The organism is Mesorhizobium sp. WSM4884, from assembly GCF_029625675.1.
Classification (GTDB): Bacteria; Pseudomonadota; Alphaproteobacteria; order Rhizobiales; family Rhizobiaceae; genus Mesorhizobium.
Genome location: NZ_JARTVO010000009.1, coordinates 1 through 15,405 on the forward strand (window position 1 = coordinate 1; position 15,405 = coordinate 15,405).

The 15,405-nt window shown below is 63.0% G+C and carries 14 protein-coding genes and 1 pseudogene; 8 read left to right on the forward strand and 7 right to left on the reverse strand.

Features of this window, described 5'->3' with window-relative positions; all coding sequences use genetic code 11:
* Positions 1 to 348 precede the first annotated feature (348 nt).
* Positions 349 to 1,611: a DNA polymerase IV gene (gene dinB / locus P9236_RS15950; protein ID WP_278075598.1), complete on the reverse strand. Its 1,263-nt coding sequence runs from the start codon at positions 1,609 to 1,611 to the stop codon at positions 349 to 351.
* 1,469 nt (positions 1,612 to 3,080) lie between these two features.
* Entirely contained in the window at positions 3,081 to 3,461 is a 381-nt protein-coding gene (locus tag P9236_RS15955) for a cupin domain-containing protein (RefSeq protein ID WP_278075599.1), read from the reverse strand.
* A gap of 415 nt (positions 3,462 to 3,876) precedes the next feature.
* On the opposite strand from P9236_RS15955, the gene P9236_RS15960 reads away from it, so the two are divergent.
* Together P9236_RS15960 and P9236_RS15965 are read left to right on the forward strand one after the other, a co-directional pair.
* Entirely contained in the window at positions 3,877 to 4,116 is a 240-nt protein-coding gene (locus P9236_RS15960; protein WP_278075600.1) for a polymerase, read from the forward strand.
* Positions 4,117 to 4,193: 77 nt separating this feature from the next.
* Positions 4,194 to 4,430, forward strand: coding sequence for a hypothetical protein (locus P9236_RS15965; protein ID WP_278075601.1), 237 nt, complete (start codon positions 4,194 to 4,196; stop codon positions 4,428 to 4,430).
* Positions 4,431 to 4,622: 192 nt separating this feature from the next.
* Here P9236_RS15965 and P9236_RS15970 read toward each other — a convergent pair whose 3' ends face one another.
* Positions 4,623 to 5,840 carry a TadE/TadG family type IV pilus assembly protein gene (locus P9236_RS15970; RefSeq protein ID WP_278075602.1) on the reverse strand — a complete coding sequence of 406 codons (1,218 nt, stop codon included), beginning with the start codon at positions 5,838 to 5,840 and terminating at the stop codon, positions 4,623 to 4,625.
* Positions 5,841 to 6,121: 281 nt separating this feature from the next.
* Between P9236_RS15970 and P9236_RS15975 the strand changes: the two genes are divergently transcribed.
* The 4 genes from P9236_RS15975 to P9236_RS15990 all read left to right on the forward strand — a co-directional run bounded on the left by P9236_RS15975 (position 6,122) and on the right by P9236_RS15990 (position 9,514).
* Entirely contained in the window at positions 6,122 to 7,372 is a 1,251-nt protein-coding gene (locus P9236_RS15975) for a pilus assembly protein TadG-related protein (RefSeq protein ID WP_278075603.1), read from the forward strand.
* Between the two features lie 4 nt (positions 7,373 to 7,376).
* On the forward strand, positions 7,377 to 7,817 hold the full coding sequence (locus P9236_RS15980; protein WP_278075604.1) for a TadE/TadG family type IV pilus assembly protein: 441 nt from the start codon (positions 7,377 to 7,379) through the stop codon (positions 7,815 to 7,817).
* Positions 7,807 to 8,217 (forward strand): TadE/TadG family type IV pilus assembly protein, encoded by a 411-nt coding sequence (locus P9236_RS15985; RefSeq protein ID WP_278075605.1) that lies wholly within the window; start codon positions 7,807 to 7,809, stop codon positions 8,215 to 8,217. The genes P9236_RS15980 and P9236_RS15985 overlap by 11 nt, the downstream gene beginning before the upstream one ends.
* A gap of 538 nt (positions 8,218 to 8,755) precedes the next feature.
* On the forward strand, positions 8,756 to 9,514 hold the full coding sequence (locus P9236_RS15990) for a hypothetical protein (RefSeq protein ID WP_278075606.1): 759 nt from the start codon (positions 8,756 to 8,758) through the stop codon (positions 9,512 to 9,514).
* 160 nt (positions 9,515 to 9,674) lie between these two features.
* Here the strand turns inward: P9236_RS15990 and P9236_RS15995 are convergent.
* Positions 9,675 to 10,045: pseudogene (locus P9236_RS15995) on the reverse strand (DUF559 domain-containing protein).
* A 332-nt stretch (positions 10,046 to 10,377) separates the two neighbouring features.
* Between P9236_RS15995 and P9236_RS16000 the strand changes: the two are divergent.
* Positions 10,378 to 10,785 carry a hypothetical protein gene (locus tag P9236_RS16000; protein WP_278075607.1) on the forward strand — a complete coding sequence of 136 codons (408 nt, stop codon included), beginning with the start codon at positions 10,378 to 10,380 and terminating at the stop codon, positions 10,783 to 10,785.
* 106 nt (positions 10,786 to 10,891) lie between these two features.
* On the opposite strand, the gene P9236_RS16005 is transcribed toward P9236_RS16000, so the two are convergent.
* Positions 10,892 to 13,453 (reverse strand): EAL domain-containing protein, encoded by a 2,562-nt coding sequence (locus tag P9236_RS16005; RefSeq protein ID WP_278075608.1) that lies wholly within the window; start codon positions 13,451 to 13,453, stop codon positions 10,892 to 10,894.
* A 406-nt stretch (positions 13,454 to 13,859) separates the two neighbouring features.
* The gene (locus tag P9236_RS16010; protein ID WP_278075609.1) at positions 13,860 to 14,045 is read right to left on the reverse strand and encodes a hypothetical protein; all 186 of its coding nucleotides are present in this window, start codon (positions 14,043 to 14,045) and stop codon (positions 13,860 to 13,862) included.
* A gap of 198 nt (positions 14,046 to 14,243) precedes the next feature.
* On the opposite strand from P9236_RS16010, the gene P9236_RS16015 reads away from it, so the two are divergent.
* On the forward strand, positions 14,244 to 14,468 hold the full coding sequence (locus P9236_RS16015) for a hypothetical protein (protein WP_278075610.1): 225 nt from the start codon (positions 14,244 to 14,246) through the stop codon (positions 14,466 to 14,468).
* Between the two features lie 345 nt (positions 14,469 to 14,813).
* Here P9236_RS16015 and P9236_RS16020 read toward each other — a convergent pair whose 3' ends face one another.
* The gene (locus tag P9236_RS16020) at positions 14,814 to 15,131 is read right to left on the reverse strand and encodes a hypothetical protein (protein ID WP_278075611.1); all 318 of its coding nucleotides are present in this window, start codon (positions 15,129 to 15,131) and stop codon (positions 14,814 to 14,816) included.
* Between the last annotated feature and the right edge of the window lie 274 nt (positions 15,132 to 15,405).

Below are 15,405 nucleotides of genomic sequence, written 5' to 3' on the forward strand. Positions count from 1 at the left end.
CGACATCGTTGGCGTGAGCCACCACGAAAGCGAAGATTTCAGTCCATGCCAAAGCTATCTTAGCGCATATGCCCTTGAGGGGGAGATGGCCGCGTAGCGGTCAGAGGGGGTCGTCTCACATGGAGCGCTAACCCCCTTTGATGCGGAAAAGCGTCGGCACTCCACGCGCGGCAACCCCCTCTGTCGCCTTCGGCGACATCTCCCCCGCAAGGGGGGAGATCGGTCGTTGCACCCTCCGCAGCAACCGCGGAGGATGGACCGGACATCTCCACAAGGGGGGAGATTGGACGTCGCGTCAGCCTTCGCCAATCTCCAACATTGCAACGCCAGACGCGGGACCAGCTCTCCTCACAACTCCTTCTCCGCCAGTTCCCTGAATTCATCCGGCACCGAGCGCGCCGCTTCCAGCGCCACGGTGCCGTAGCCGACGGCCGCCTTGCCGAAGCGCTGGCGGATCTTGTCGATGGCGCGGTCGGCGCCGAAGCGGGCGAGCCCCCGGCGGCTGCCTGGCTTCAGCTTCTCGTCGGCCAGCCCGAGCGGCAGTTCGAACTGCAGCTCGGCATGTTCCTTGAGATGCGAGACGGAGATCGCGAGCAGCGAGATCTCCTTCTCGTGTCGGTTGGCGGCGAGCACGCCGCGCACCAGTTCCTCGGCGATTTCGGCGAGCATCGTCGTGGCCTGGATCGGCTGTTCCAGCGTCACCGAGCGGGTGACCGCGCGCAAGTCGGCGAAGCGCACGCGCACCGTCACCGTGCGGCCCGGCCGGTCCTTGGCGCGCAGGCGGCTGGCGACGCGGTCGGCGAGATGCAAGAGCGTCGGCACGAAGACGCGCGGCAGCGCGGGCTTGCGGCCAAGCGCCGACTGCGCGCCGGCGGAATGGGCGCGGCGATGCGTCTCCAGCCGGCGCGGGTCGCGGTTCCAGGCAAGGGCGGCAAGCTTCTGGCCGGCGGCGTGGCCGATCAGCCGCTCCAGCGCGCCGCTATGGGTGCGTGCCAGTTGGCCGATGGTCTCGACGCCGATCTCGGCGAGCCTGGCCTTGGTCGCCGGGCCGACGCCCCACATCAGCGACACCGGCAGATCGTGCAGGAAGGCGAGCTCGGTGCCGGGCTCGACCACCACCAGCCCATCGGGCTTCGCCACCTGCGAGGCGATCTTGGCGAGATGCTTCGTCCGCGCCACGCCGATCGAGATCGGCAGGCCGAGCTCGGCCTTCACGCGGCTGCGGATTCTTCTGGCAATCTCCTCTGGCGAGCCGAACAGGTGCGTGCAGCCGGCCACATCGGCAAAAGCCTCGTCGATCGAGATGCGCTCGACCAGTGGCGTGAAATCGTCGAGCACCTTGATCGCGGCGTCGCCGAGGCGCTGGTATTCGCTGAAGCGGCCGCCGACGAAGATCAGCTGCGGACAAAGTTCGCGCGCCTTGCGGCCGGGCATGCCGCCGCGCACGCCAAAAACCTTCGCCTCATAGGAGGCGGCCAGCACCACGCCGCCGCCGACCGCGATCGGCTTGCCGCGCAGCGACGGATCGAGCAGCTGCTCGACCGAGGCGTAGAAGGCGTCGAGGTCGGCATGCAGGATGGTGGCGGCTGAAGCGACGTTCGTGGCGGGCATCGCGCGCTCCGTCCCCATTTGTGCGGCGTTGCAGCATTAGCAGCGTCTATCGTAAGGGAGATAAGGCGAACATAAAGAGAACAAAAGGCGCCTGATGTCAAGTCGCCACGCGGAAACCTGCAACCTTGCACAGTATCGCACAACCGAAACGTTTGCCGGCGGCAAGCTTCGCCCTTGGGCACCCCGCGCCGCTCCCGGCGACGGTTCCTTTCTGTTCTCCCCATGTTCGAAATAGAAGTCACTTCTAATATGAGTTTGTTCACGGCCTTTTGAATTAGGGTGCCTGGCGGAAAGAGGTAGGGACTTCCGCTACGCTTTTGGATGGTCCGCCGGCGCATAGAGTCCCTACGCGCAAGCATGGCCCGTCCTGCAAATTGGCCGCGGCTTGTGGGCTTTGCTGGCAAATCTCGGCGGCGCGTGGCGCTTGAGGCGCGCCCCTAGGCAATTCCAGGAAAGGTTCGCCGTTTCCGTGAAAGGTGCAGCGCTCTAAAGCGCGTCGCGATCTTTCAGATTCGCTCCCTGCGCTTTAGGTTTTTGATTCTACGCATGTCTTTGTCCCGAAACCGGTCCCACTTTCGGGAGACATGCCTTTAGCGGCCCGACAGTCCGTTGGGGTGGGTAGGGTCACCGACCGCCGGGCCTAACCGACTGGTGCGAGTCGGCTAGGCACATCGTAATATTAGCAACCCTGCATCCAAACCCTGGCCGGACGTTTTCCCCTGATTCTGGCCGACCGCCTTTCTTTCCCGTTCCAGGATGAGCGCGCTGGCGTCGATCTTGCGCCGCAGGTTACGCCGGTCGACCCGGCCCTGGTCGCATAGCTTGATCGGATTGCAGGCTCGTCAGGCTCGAGGAGCTTGGGTCTCGCCCGGCGAGTTTTTTGAATTTGGCGCCGGCACGGCCTTTGGCCGGACAAAAAAGACCCGACTTGCAGGCCATGCCGCGGAAGGATCGCGCAAACGCACCTGCAGGTCGGGCCTCACCCAAAGCCCCCGCCGACGTGGGTGATAACCATATATCACCGCTGCAGTCCGACAGGCCGCATCAATTAATGTTAGAAGCCGCTAAACGATCGTCGGGTGTGGCAAATCTGCACCCATTGATATGATACTTTGGCGGCAAGATCATGCCGCCGGCCGCGGCGGTCTAGTCCTGCAATTCACCAACCATGCCGTAAACTCCGGATGAGAGGCGACGGAGTTCATGACGTGGGAGCGGCCCGGCGCTCTGGCGGGGTAGGCCAGCATGCGCCGGGCCTAGCCGGCGGGGGCTCGGAAGAGAAACACGGCGCCGGCTGATGAGAAATATACGCTCCTGCTAAGATATCGGTATGCATCCATAAGGACGAAGCCGGGTAGGCTCGGCCACGGTCCGTCCGCCAGAAGAAGTGCCGCCACCGCGGCCTGCAAGCGCCAAGCGAGTTATGCCGGCCTTCGCCTCGAGTGCCGCCCGAATCCGACGTGCCGCGCCTATGCCGGCTTGGCGTATTGTTCTGCGCTGAGCACCTCGATGCACTGGAGCGGCTGATTGCCTTCCACCCAGGCGTCATGGCCGGGCGGAATGGTGTAGGACGTGCCGGCCTCGAAGGTCTTTTGCGTGCCGTCGGTCATGCGCACGGTGATCGTCCCGGATACGACATAGCCGACATGCGAGACTTGGCAGCTTTCGGTCTTGACCACCGGCTTCACGCATTCGGACCACCTCCAGCCCGGCTGCATGTTCATCCGCCCGAGCGTGAAGCCCGGCAGCCGCACGATTTCGACGCGCGTCTTGGCGGGCGAGCGGACCTCGTCGGGATTGTTGTGCGACTTGGATTCGAGTTTGGTGACGTTCATTGCAGCTTCGGCCATGGCATCCTCCCATTTCCAAGGATTGCAAGCGGAGCCTGACGCGATCGTCGGCGACCGCTGCCGGATTCATACGCCTTTCAATGAGTGATTGCTAATGTAATTGCGAGCCGGCCCGGTTGCAGCCTGGCAAAAAAGAACCCGCGCCTTCCGGCGCGGGCAGGTGCTGGAGTAGCCTCCCAGTCAACGTGTTCCCAGGCAACTGGTTGCGCACCGGGGCTACGGTCCCATGGTGCCGGTCGGACTGAAGTCGCACCTCGCAACGCAGAGGCCCGAACGGCCGGATTTCTGGAAACAAGTGGCGCGGGCAATTCATTGCCCCACAGGCCGTCGAACAACGTCCCTTCATCGGCGGCCAAGAATGGAGTGCCCGCCATTTCCTGCGATGTGGCGGGCAGTTCCCCTCCAGGAGGTGCCCATGCAGCTCGGCGAGATGATCGCGAACCTATGCGCCGCGCTCTTGCTGGCGGCACTGATCACCGGCGTCTTCCTGCTTTTCGGCAGCCCGTTGTGGCCCGCCCGTGAGGCGCAGATGATCGTGCCGCTTCCGGTCGATCCGACGACCTCTGGATCGGTGCGCGGCGTCTGCTTCGAGCCATGCCTGCCGCCCCGCTTCGATCTCAAGCTGGCACCACGGAGGCCGCCGTCGGATTCTTGAGGGAAGACTCAAAGCGGAACCTGGCCGCCCGCCACGCCGTTGACTCCCACGAAGGGATGCCGTGGGCGGAGGCTGCCATGGATAGCTTCGAATTCATCGATCTTCTCTGCGTCGTCGACGCCTGTGCCAGCGATCGCTCGGCCGGACGCCTCATCTCGATGTCGAAGGCCGTCGAGGAACTGCGCGTCCTGACCGGCGACTTCGTCTCGTCGGACGAAGCCGCTGCGAACGCCTTGACCCAGGTCGCGCTGGAGTGCGGCTGCACGGTGTTGTTCGACGAACAGCCGGGCGCGGATATCGTGCCGGAGCCTTAAAGCATGTCTCCCGAAGTGGGAACCGGTTTTGGGACAAAGACATGCGCAAATCAAAGGCCTAAGGCGCACGGAGCGTATCCGAAGGATCGCGACGCGCTTTAGGGGCGCGACGCCGGAGCTGCCAATCTCCCCACAAGGGGGGAGATCAGACATCGCGACGGCTTTCGCCAACCGCCTATGTCTTCCCATTGATCACTTCACCAGGGTGACCATCCTGCCGGCATACATTTCGCGGTTGCCGAGTTCGGCCGCGCAGTCCGACTTCACTGCCGAGTTCCCCGTTATATCGACGGTTTTGCCGACCAGCCGCAGGCAGCTGCCTTGCGAGCTCATGTCCGAATTGCCGGCATAGGTGATGGCCGCGTCGGGAGCGTAGATGAAGCCGCTCACCACCGAGCCGGAACCGCCGTTCAGCGTCAGCGCCTGCGTGTTGCCGTGGTCCTGGAAGATGGTGATGCCGGCATAGGGGCCGCTGGTGGTCGGCGAGAGGTTCACCGTCTCGTTGGCGTTGATATAGAGCTGCGAGTTTTCCATCAGGAAGATCGTCACGCCCAGGCCCGTCAGGCTGCCGTTGCCGCCGGGTTTTATGGTGACGTTGCGCAGGACGTAGATGCCCGGATTGAGCGTGATCTTTCCCGACCACGTCTTGTCGCAATAGGTGCCTGGCGAAAGCGTGATCGTCTTGCCGTTGGGCATCGGCTGGCAGAGCCCGTAGGCGGGCGGGGTGACGTTGGCCAGAGGATCGAAGGACGCGTACTGGTTTTCCTGCGGCGTGCCGCAGGAAAGGGTCGCGTTGGGTGGGGTCATGCCGGAAGTCGCGCCGACAGTGGAGACGCATCCGGCGCTGACGATCGCCGAGCCGCCCCGGCTGACGGCGTCGGCTGCGTCCGAGTTGGCGGCGATCACACAGCCCTTCATCGCGACATTGGTGGAGCCCTGCAGGCTGACGGCGGCGCCCACATGCGGATCGAGCGCCAGCACGCAGGCCTGCGCCCCGGGCTTGATCTTGATGGAGGCGGAGCGCGTCGCCTGCCAGGCCGGCGTGCCGCTGACGAAGGCCGGTCGGCTGATGGCGGACGACAGCGAAATATAATAGGCGCTCGGATCGCCGCTCGCCGTCGCCTGGAAGGCGGCGACGCTGCCCGAATATTCCCCGGCGTCGGCGGCGCTCATATTGGCCGCGAACAACGTCTGGCCGAGCTGCCGCACATCGTTCGCCGACATGCCCGCCTGGTATTTCGTGCCGATCGCAAGGCCGGCCGCGTCCAGCGAGTTCTGCAGCTGCGCGGCATCGTCGCTGGTACCCACCAGGTCGACAGCGCCGGCCACGGCAAGCATCAGCGGCACCATGGCGATCGCGGTCGTCAGCGCGAAATTGCCACGCTTCGAAGCCCAGAACCGTCCAATCATCGGAGCCGCCCTCACCGCAGATGGGACAGAGAGATACGACGGCCGTCTCTACGAGCGATTTCCGAAAAAGTTAAAATGCAGAAAGTCCTAAAATTAGTGGTTTTTCCGGCGCTTAGCCTTAGGTCCTATATGGATTGGGCCTAAGGTCCTAGTGCTTGCGCGCAAGGTGTGGAAAAATGCCTCCAGGGGTCTGACCGGCGCAAGTCGAGCGAAAAAATTAGCCATTCGTTTATCGACGGATGTTGAACGTGTTAGCTGGGATAGCTTGGGCGTGCTGGGCCATGGCCTCATTCAGTCGGATATTCAGACACTTCGCTTTCCGTCGCCTGCGAAGCGGCGAGGGCGGCAACGTCGCGACCATCTTCGCGCTCACCCTGCCGGTCGTCGTCGGCGGAGCGGGGCTCGGCGTCGAGACCTCCTATTGGTACTATTCGAGCCTGAAGCTGCAGGCGACGGCCGACGCCGCCGCCTATGCCGGCGCGCTGGAGAAGATCCAGGGATCCGACACGGCGACGATCACCACGGCCGCCACGCAGTCGGCAACCGACAACGGGCTGGGCACCGGCACCATCGTCGTCCATACGCCGCCCACTTCGGGGCCAAACACGGCCAAGAAGGCGGTCGAGGTGATTCTGAACCAGAACCTGGACCGGGTGTTCACCTCTATCTTCACCCAGAGCAAGGTGCCGGAACAGGCGAGGGCGGTGGCGCTCATCACCGACGCCTCCAAGGCCTGCAACGTCGCGCTTAGTCAGTCGGCCTCGCAGGCGGTGCTCTATTCCGGCAGCACCACCGTCAAGCAGAACGGCTGCGTCACCATGGCCAATTCGATCGCCAGCGATGCCATCAAGGTGCAGGGCTCGGCGTCTCTCCAGACCGACTGCCTGATCTCGGCGGGCGGCGTCGTGCTGAACAATCCGGTGAGCATGGTCTGCAAGAGCCCGATCACCCAGGCCTTGCCTACGTCCGATCCGTTCTCCAGCCTGCCGACGCCGGCGGCCACCAGCCCGTGCAGGAATGTCAACGGCAACAAGACGACGCAAACGCTCCAGGCCGGCACCTACTGCAGCGGCATGAACCTCAACGGCAACGTCGCGCTTTCTTCCGGTACGTATGTCGTGCAGGGCCCTTTGAAGATCAACGCCGGCGCGGTCATCACCTGCGCCACACCCTGCACCGGTGTCACCATCTTCATGTCCGGCAGCAACACCGTCAGCATGAACGGCAACGCCACTGTGACGCTCAGCGCACCGACCTCGGGCATCTATTCCGGGGTGCTGTTTTATGGTGACAGGAATGGCGCCAGCGCAAAAAGCAACTTCAACGGCACCGCGGACTCGCTTCTGACCGGCGCGATCTACTTCCCCAGGCAGGAGGTCGACTATCTCGGCAATTTCTCGGGCAAGAACGGCTGCACCCAGGTCGTCGCCGACACCATCCAGTGGTCGGGCAGTTCGACCATCAACCAGGACTGCTCGAGCCTCGGGATGAAGGATATACCGGCGGCCCCGTCGATTGCGATCGTCGAGTAGCCGCATGGGGACGCTGGCAACCCGCTTCCGCGAGAACCGCTCCGGCGCTGCCGCGGTGGAATTCGCGCTGGTGCTGCCGGTGCTGTGCGCTGCGCTCTTCGGCGTCGCCGATGGCTGGTCCTATACCACCAGCTCGATGGCGATGCGGGCGGGCGTGAAGACGGCGGCAAACCTGCTGCTGGCCGGAGCGAGCGACGATACTGCCGTCCAGGCGGCTGCTCTTGCGAGCTGGGAAAAGAAGCCGGACGACGCGGCGGTCGCTGTGACCCGCACCTACAAGTGCGGAACGACCGTGGTCACGTCGACGACCATCTGCGCAGGGCCGAAGGTGCCTTCGGTGTTCGTCCAGATCGCCGCGTCGGGCACCTGGGTTCCGCCTTTCACCTTCGGCCCCTTCCCAAAGAATACCGCACTCGATCACCAGCAGGTGATCCGTGTCCGCTAGATGGAGAGCGAAGGCGTTTGCCGGCAATACCTCCGGCGGAGCCGCGATCGAATTCGCGCTGATCGTGCCTTTCCTGATCATGCTCTTGTTCGGCATCTTCGCTTTCGGCTGGTCGATGAACAACGAGTCCAGCGTGCGCTACGCGCTGGAAGCCTCCGCCCGCTCGCTGCAGCTCGACAAGACGCTGACCCAGGCTCAGATCCAGACGATCGCCACGCAGAAACTGCAGGGTCTCGGCCTGCAGAACGTGACGGTCACGATCACCACCGACCCGCCAAGCGGCGGCTTCAAGATGGCGCATGTCAGCGCCAGCTACGCCTTCGTCATCAACTTCCCCTATTTCAGCGATTACGCGATCAATTACTCGACGACCGTCACCGTGCCGCTGGTCAACAGCTAAGGCATGTCTCCCGAAAGTGGGAACCGGTTTCGGGACGAAGACATGGGTAAAATCAAAAACCTGAAGCGCACCGAGCGAAGATCGCGACGCGCTTCAGACATGCCAAGATATATGCAAGTATATAATGGTGTTCGTCTGGGATGCGATCGGTGTCCGACCGTTGAAGGGCACTGGCGGATCGTTTTTACAGTGCCCTTGCGTGGCGCCCGAAATTGTGCCGCGTTGGTGCGAAAATCACATGCATAAACAAGGGCATGGAACCCTTCGGCAGACGCTGGCCGCATAGCGTTGGGCCTATGGTCCGACGGGGCATGGGCCTTCATTGTTCCAGAGGGCGGAGTCAGGCCGAGACCATTTATTTATATAATCATTTCAGTGGGTTAATATAGGTGCGCGGCCAATGCCGGGACGGTATGAGGGGCTTGCTCCCTTGCCGAAACGGTTTTTGCTTAAAAGTTACTCCAAGCCATTAGGGAATTCTCATATGAAGCGGCCTAGCGGTTGGGCAGTGGTGGCGATTCACCTGCGGAGAAACATGATGACGATCCGAAAGACACTTCTGGCTTCACTTGCCGTCCTGGCACTCGCGACTGCTCCAGCGCTCGCCGGCGCCGGCGGCAACGGCGGCGGCAATGGCGGCGGCCACGGCAATAGCGGCGACCACGGCGGTGGCAATGGTGGCGGCAACGGCGGCGGCAAGGGCAACAGCGGCGCCTCGCATGGCAAGGCATCGGCGCCGGGTCAACTGGCGAAGTCGCAGGACGATACGACCGACGAGACTACGGACGACACGACCACCGCCGCGACGCCGAAGGAAAAGAACTTGCATGCCAAGCTCGGCCGGCTGAACTCCCTGCAGCGCAACATCAACGCCTACATGAACTCCAAGAGCCCGAAGTTCGCGGCCATCCAGGCCTATGTGACGCAGGCGGCTGCGGCCCAGAAGGCGCAGGCCGCCGTAACGGCGGCGGAGCAGGCCGTGGCCGACGCCCAGGCCGCGCTCGACGCGCTCAATGACCAGATGACCGCGCTGCAGCAGGCGAATCCGCCTGCAACGCAAGCAGAGATCGATGCCTTACAGGCGCAGATCGATGACGCGACCGCCGCGCTGAATGATGCCAACACCGCGCTCACCGATGCCCAGACCGCGGCTACCAATACACCCGCCCCGGACGACGCCTCGCTCGACGCCGCTCTCCAGGACATGGCCAACAAGCCGGTCGACGCCGAAGTCACCGACTGGGCCAAGGGCGTGCTGGCCGACAAGATCGACCAGGCAGCCGCCGCCACGCCGTAAGGCGACAGCGCCGAACCTGCCAAAGGGTAGACTGCCATGCCGCCGGGCCGCGCCCGGCGGCATTTTGTTGTTGGCGATTGGCGAACGCCGGCGCGCCGTCCGATCTCCTCCCTTGTGGGAGAGATCGGCAGGACAGAGGGGGCGCTGTCCCGCCGGCGTCTCAGGTCGGCCCAGCCAATCCCGCCGAAATGGCAATGTGCTGGCAGACATTGTCGATGTCACAAAGGACGTCGTCGTTCCAGAAGCGCAAGACGATCCAGCCGTCCTGTTCCAAGCGCTTGGTCCTAACCTCATCAGCGTTTGCACCACCGGCGTCGCCGTGTTGCGACCCTTCCACCTCCACGATCAGCCTCTTCTCTGGACAGGCGAAATCGACAATGTAGCCTGCGATCGGAAACGGCCTTCGGAACCCCAGGCCATCAGCCGGTGCGCGCGGAGTACGTTCCAGAGCTTCAGCTCTGCGTCAGTCATAACCCTGCGCATCGATTTCGCATTGGCGCGATGTCTTGGTGGCGGTGGTGTATGCGGCATGCTTGAACTGCGGGACCGAGGTTGTATCGCTAACGTTTCTACTCTACGGCGCCCCCCTCTATCCTGCCGGACATCTCCCCCACTTGGGGGGAGATCAGATGCGCGCAGGCTTTCGCCAATCTCCAACGCTGTAGGAGGAAAGCGGCGCCGCAACTGCCAATCTCCCCCCGTGGCGCAGATGTCCGGCAGGAAAGAAGGGGCGCTGTCCCGCCGGCGTTGAATGGCTAATCCACACCAAATCCGCCTTCGCCCTCAATGCCTTGTGGCTAATATGCCTTGCGGCGTGTAGACTTGGCGGGTGAGGGAGTCACAGGGCATTGGGAGGATAACAAATGCCGCGGGTTTCGGAGCTTTTCTTCAAGACGGCCATCGTGTTTCTCATCCTCGGCATAGCGGCCGGGCTGCAGATGGCGATCTCGGGCGATCACGGCGCCTTCCCGGCGCATGCCCACATCAACCTTCTCGGCTGGGTCACCAGCGCGATCTTCGGCGGTTATTACGCGCTCAATCCCGCGAAGGCGGAGCGTCGCGTCGCCATGATCCATTACGGCCTCTACACTGTCGGCCTTGTCATCATGCTGCCGGCGCTCTACTGGATGCTGGCGGGCGGCCATCCGCAGATCGAGCCGGTCGTGGCGATCGGCTCGCTGATCATTGCCGCCGCGGTGCTGGTCTTCGCCTTGGTGGTCTTCTCGTCGCCGGAAACGGTGCGTTCGGCCACGCCGGCCGCTGCGCACTGACCGGAGCAGAGCGAGCGCCGCGCGGAAAGTTCGCGCGGCGTTTCGATGTCCGTCCAACAGTGAGGCGATGGGTATGGTCTGCTGAGGCGTTTCAACGCGACGCGCTTTAAACGCGGGCGGCTGCATTCCTGCGGCGTCGGCCTGCTGTCATTTCGGGTGCAGGCCTGATGAGGTCGCCGGCCACGACGGCACGCACCCGCTCCAGCATTGCGGGGATGTCCCGGGCAGGCAGCGGCCGACTGAGCAGGAAGCCCTGTGCCTCGGTGCAGCCTTCCGTTCGTACCCGCTCGAGCTGCTCGGCTGTCTCGATCCCCTCGGCTGTGGTCTGCATTCCGAGGCTGCTGCCAAGGCTCGTGACGGCTCGGATGATGGCGACCGAGCTGTCGACGTCATTGGCATCCTTGACGAAGGACTGGTCGATCTTGATCTTGTCGAACGGGAACGAGCGCAGATAGCTCAAGCTCGAATATCCGGTTCCGAAGTCGTCCATCGCGATGTGCACGCCCAGCATGTGGATATGCTGCAGCATCGCCAGGGTCGCCTGGGTGTTGGCCAGCAGCACCGTCTCGGTGATTTCGAGCTCGAGTTGGCTCGGGGGCAGCCCCGAGACATCCAATGCCTCGACGATCGTCGAGAGCAAGCGCGAGCTGCGAAACTGCGTCGGCGACAGATTGACGGCAACCTTGATGCCATCGGGCCAGCGTGCCGCGTCGAGACAGGCCTGCTTGATCACCCATTCGCCGATCGGGACGATCAGGCCGATCTCCTCGGCCAGGGCAATGAACTCGGCCGGGGAGACGATGCCGCGCGTCGGGTGATGCCAGCGCAGCAGCGCCTCGAAGCAGCTGACCTCGCCGCGGCCGAGATTGAGGAGCGGCTGGTAGTAGATCTCGAATTGCCCTCGGACCAGCGCCTCGCGCAGATCGAGTTCGAGAAACCGCCGCGCCTGCATGCGGGCATCCATTTCCGGCTCGAAGAACCTGTACGTCCCGCGTCCTTCCGCCTTTGCCCGATAGAGCGCCATGTCGCCGTTCTTGAGCAGCTGGTCGGCGTTCCTGCTATCGTTCGGCGCAATCGAGATGCCGACGCTGGCGCTGATCACAACCCCATGACCATCGACGACGTAAGGCGCGCTCAGCGCATCGATGACCCGTTGCGCAAGCGCCGTGGCCTCGACCGGCTGACCAGCCTCCCTTTGAATGATCACGAACTCGTCGCCGCCGAGCCTGGCCACCGTGTCGTCTTCACCCACGACCTGCCTCAGCCTGGAGGCAACCTCCTTCAGCAAGGCATCGCCGATCGGATGTCCGAGCGTGTCGTTGACCATCTTGAAATGATCGAGATCGAGGCAAAGGAAGGCGGCTTTGCCATCTCTGCGTTCCATCTCGGCCAAGGCTTCCTCGGCACGTTCGCGGAACAATATGCGGTTTGGAAGATCCGTAAGCCCGTCATGGCGCGCCATGTGGGAGATGCGAGCTTCGCTGCGCCGCAAGTCGGTCACGTCGTGATGCGTGGCGAGCCACCCGCCGCCTGGCAGCGGCTGATGAATGAGGTCGATGGTGCGTCCGTCCCTGAGCTCCACCAGGCTCACCACACGTTCGGCGCGGTCGATGGTCGCCGAGAGCTCTTCCAGATACCTGTCCGGGTCCTGGCCTACATAAAGCCCCGCGGCGATCCGGAACCGCATCAGATCGACCCACGGCGACCCCGGGCGGGTCAGCGTCTCTGGCAGGCGGTAAAGGTCGGCGTAGGCCTGGTTGCAGAAAACCAGCCGTCGCTCGGCATCGAACATGCACAGGCCGACGGGCATGTTCGCCGCGGCGGCGGCCAGATGCTGCCGTTCCAGCTCCGCCTCGCGGACCAAGGCGTCACTGCGCTCCAGGCTGGCACGGTAGCCGGCAAAGGCCGAGAACAAGAGCCCAACCTCGTCGCGCCGCTCTCTTTTCAGTGCGACGAGGGTTGAGCGGCGGTCACCCAGCGTCAACCGATGCATCGCCTCGCTCACGGTGAGGATCGGCTTGCTGACATTGTGTCGGATCCAGGCGACAAGCATGCCGAGGCACGCGGCGGCAAAGACGATCGCGGCCCAGGCCAGCCGCTGCGCGACGGTATAGGTACGATCCGCCATGGCTGCGGCGGACATGCTGCGCTGATTGGTGAGGGCCAGCAGTCCGTCCAGCCGCTGAGCCGCCTCCGCCACGGTCGGCAGCGACACCGTCTCGAATTCTTTGACGGCCTTCGCTTGTTCCCCTGTTTCGAGCAGCGGGAAAATCGTTGTCAGGGAGTCCTCATAGGCCGTCCACAGATAGACGAACTGATCGAACAGGTCCTGCTCGGCCGGCGATCCGGCACTCCTGCGGTAGGCGCGCCGATCTCGAAGTATTTCTTCGCTCGCCTTTGCCATCTCGTCATCGATACCCGGCGACTGCCGAATATCGGCGCTGCGCATGCGCAGCGTTGCATAGAGCTGGTGTTCCGCGAGGTTGCGCTTCATCTCCTCCACGATCTGGACCTGCGGCAACCAAACGCCGGTGATCTCGCTCGTGACCTTGTTGAGCGATCGCAGTTGCTCGACCCCAAATACTCCTAAGCCGACGATGCACAGCAATGCCAGTCCAAAGCCCAGCGAGAGCTTGGTCCCGACACTAACGTCCTTCAACCGTTTCATATAAACGCTGGTCTGATGAGGCCAGTCCTGCCCGCGAGCGCCAATTGCGCGAGAGGTTGGGAGCGCTTCCGCCAATCTCGCACCCAAACGTATTAAAGCCGACTTAAAACGGGACTGCGGTAACTTGCAGCTTCGACTGAAGAACTGCCTTTGCGCAGCGGCGAGAGAGTGTCAGGGGCCGAGCCGGTCGTGGCGATCGGCCCCGCCGAGCTGTTCCGGCATGGCGAGCTACTCCCGCCTTCGTCCTTATGGATGCGTTCCGATTACATTAGTGGAAGCGTATATTTCTTCGCTAGCCGGTGTGCCCAAGTAGCGAAGTCCCCGTAAGCGGTCCCCGCCGGTTAGGCCCGGTAGCTCTCACTCCCCGAAACTGATGAGGGCGCCGGGCCGCTCCCGAGCCGCGTAATCAGCGCTGCTTGATGGCGTCGTGCTTGCCGATCATGTTCTCGATGAACGTCTTGGCGTGTTCGGCCCAGTTGGCTTCCGTAACGTTGTTCTCGCGGACCGACCGCCGGAAAGCTTCCCGCACGGAATCGAGTTCGAAGGCCGACAGCCGGCGCTGTTTCTTGCTTGTTGGTTTCGGATCGTCCATCGCGTGTTGCCGTTGGCAATGGTTATATGCCGATATATGCAGCAACGGCTCCGGTCAGCAAGCCGGCGGCTTGACTACTTTTGGGTGCAATTGCGCGGGCCGCCTCGGATCACAACCCAGAAAGCAACCAACGGTCGCTGGAATCTTCCGTCGGTATCAAGGAATATATTCCTGCGACGATTTTGGTGGAAGGTAGCGATGGTCAGGCGCAGCAAGCCCAAGCAGCTCTCGGAGGGGGAACTGCAGCAGTTCATGAGAGCGGCGGCAGCGCTGCACGATAGTATTGTCGGGCCGCTGATATCGCCGCAGTGCGAGCATTACCGATCAATGCAGACCTTGCACGAAGCACTGTTGAAAGCGGTGCGCGAGATCAGCGGAAAGGATGCGGCATTCGTCCGATGGTTTGGAGCAGGGTCGCGTTAGCTTTGCGACTGAGGTTCGATTCCGGCAGGCATTGGTCCAAACAGTGAAACATAGTCCTGTGCCGTTCAATTAGGACATGCCGTCGATGGGAACCCCTTTCATCGCCGGTTGGGAAGGTGATGGGTGTCCGCCATATTGCCAGATGGCGGACACCTAAAGCGCGTCGCGATCTTTCAGGTTCGCTCCATGCGCTTTAGGTTTTTGATTTTATGCATGTCTTTATCCGGAAACCGGTTCCCACTTTCGGGAGACATGCTCTAGTCTTACATCGGTTTTTGGCGCAGCCGCTTCGACGTGAAGACACGTCCAGGGGAAGTCGGAAGGCGCTTCCAAAGGGCTGAATTGCTAGGGCAGCAGCCTCGGGAACAGCCGCGAAATCAGCGCGTGGATGATGCCGTCGCGCTCGAACGGGCCGGGCAGCTTGGCGGGTAGGCCGGCGCCGGTCGCCTTGCTCTCGTCCGTCACCCGGCTTTCGGCGTTCACGAGCCACAGCACGGCCACGAAGTAGCCTGCCTGCAGCACCACGCCCGCCAGGAATGTCCAGCCCAGCGACGCCCAGACCGATCCCGTGGACGCGTAGGTCCAGCCCAGGACCACCAGGAGCGTTGCCGTCATTCCCACAAGGAACTGCGGAAAATACATTTGCCCAATCGAGCGCCGCAACCATTTCCGGCTCCGGCGATCTCGCCCATTTCTCTACCCGTCTCGACCCTTGCACCTTTTCCGGCGGGATCGCAAGACTTCAGGCAGCCTCGGTGCCATAGGCCTTAGGGCCGCTGCCGTCACGACCTGTGGTCCGGGACCTCTGACTGAGGAACCAAGCCGAGGCCGATCCGTTCCCTTTCACCACGTTAATTAGGAGAAACTGATGGACCGCAGCGTCTATGAGGCGCGGTGGCTTCTCGCGCCTGTTTTCGGCTTTTGCATCGTCTTTGCG

What these genes read in the sequence shown, in the direction of transcription:
- dinB (WP_278075598.1), bottom strand. Translation starts at nt 1,611, where the DNA reads ATGCCCGCCACGAACGTCGCTTCAGCCGCCACCATCCTGCATGCCGAC.
- P9236_RS15955 (WP_278075599.1), bottom strand. Translation starts at nt 3,461, where the DNA reads ATGGCCGAAGCTGCAATGAACGTCACCAAACTCGAATCCAAGTCGCAC.
- P9236_RS15960 (WP_278075600.1), top strand. Translation starts at nt 3,877, where the DNA reads ATGCAGCTCGGCGAGATGATCGCGAACCTATGCGCCGCGCTCTTGCTG.
- P9236_RS15965 (WP_278075601.1), top strand. Translation starts at nt 4,194, where the DNA reads ATGGATAGCTTCGAATTCATCGATCTTCTCTGCGTCGTCGACGCCTGT.
- P9236_RS15970 (WP_278075602.1), bottom strand. Translation starts at nt 5,840, where the DNA reads ATGATTGGACGGTTCTGGGCTTCGAAGCGTGGCAATTTCGCGCTGACG.
- P9236_RS15975 (WP_278075603.1), top strand. Translation starts at nt 6,122, where the DNA reads ATGGCCTCATTCAGTCGGATATTCAGACACTTCGCTTTCCGTCGCCTG.
- P9236_RS15980 (WP_278075604.1), top strand. Translation starts at nt 7,377, where the DNA reads ATGGGGACGCTGGCAACCCGCTTCCGCGAGAACCGCTCCGGCGCTGCC.
- P9236_RS15990 (WP_278075606.1), top strand. Translation starts at nt 8,756, where the DNA reads ATGACGATCCGAAAGACACTTCTGGCTTCACTTGCCGTCCTGGCACTC.
- P9236_RS16000 (WP_278075607.1), top strand. Translation starts at nt 10,378, where the DNA reads ATGCCGCGGGTTTCGGAGCTTTTCTTCAAGACGGCCATCGTGTTTCTC.
- P9236_RS16005 (WP_278075608.1), bottom strand. Translation starts at nt 13,453, where the DNA reads ATGAAACGGTTGAAGGACGTTAGTGTCGGGACCAAGCTCTCGCTGGGC.
- P9236_RS16010 (WP_278075609.1), bottom strand. Translation starts at nt 14,045, where the DNA reads ATGGACGATCCGAAACCAACAAGCAAGAAACAGCGCCGGCTGTCGGCC.
- P9236_RS16015 (WP_278075610.1), top strand. Translation starts at nt 14,244, where the DNA reads ATGGTCAGGCGCAGCAAGCCCAAGCAGCTCTCGGAGGGGGAACTGCAG.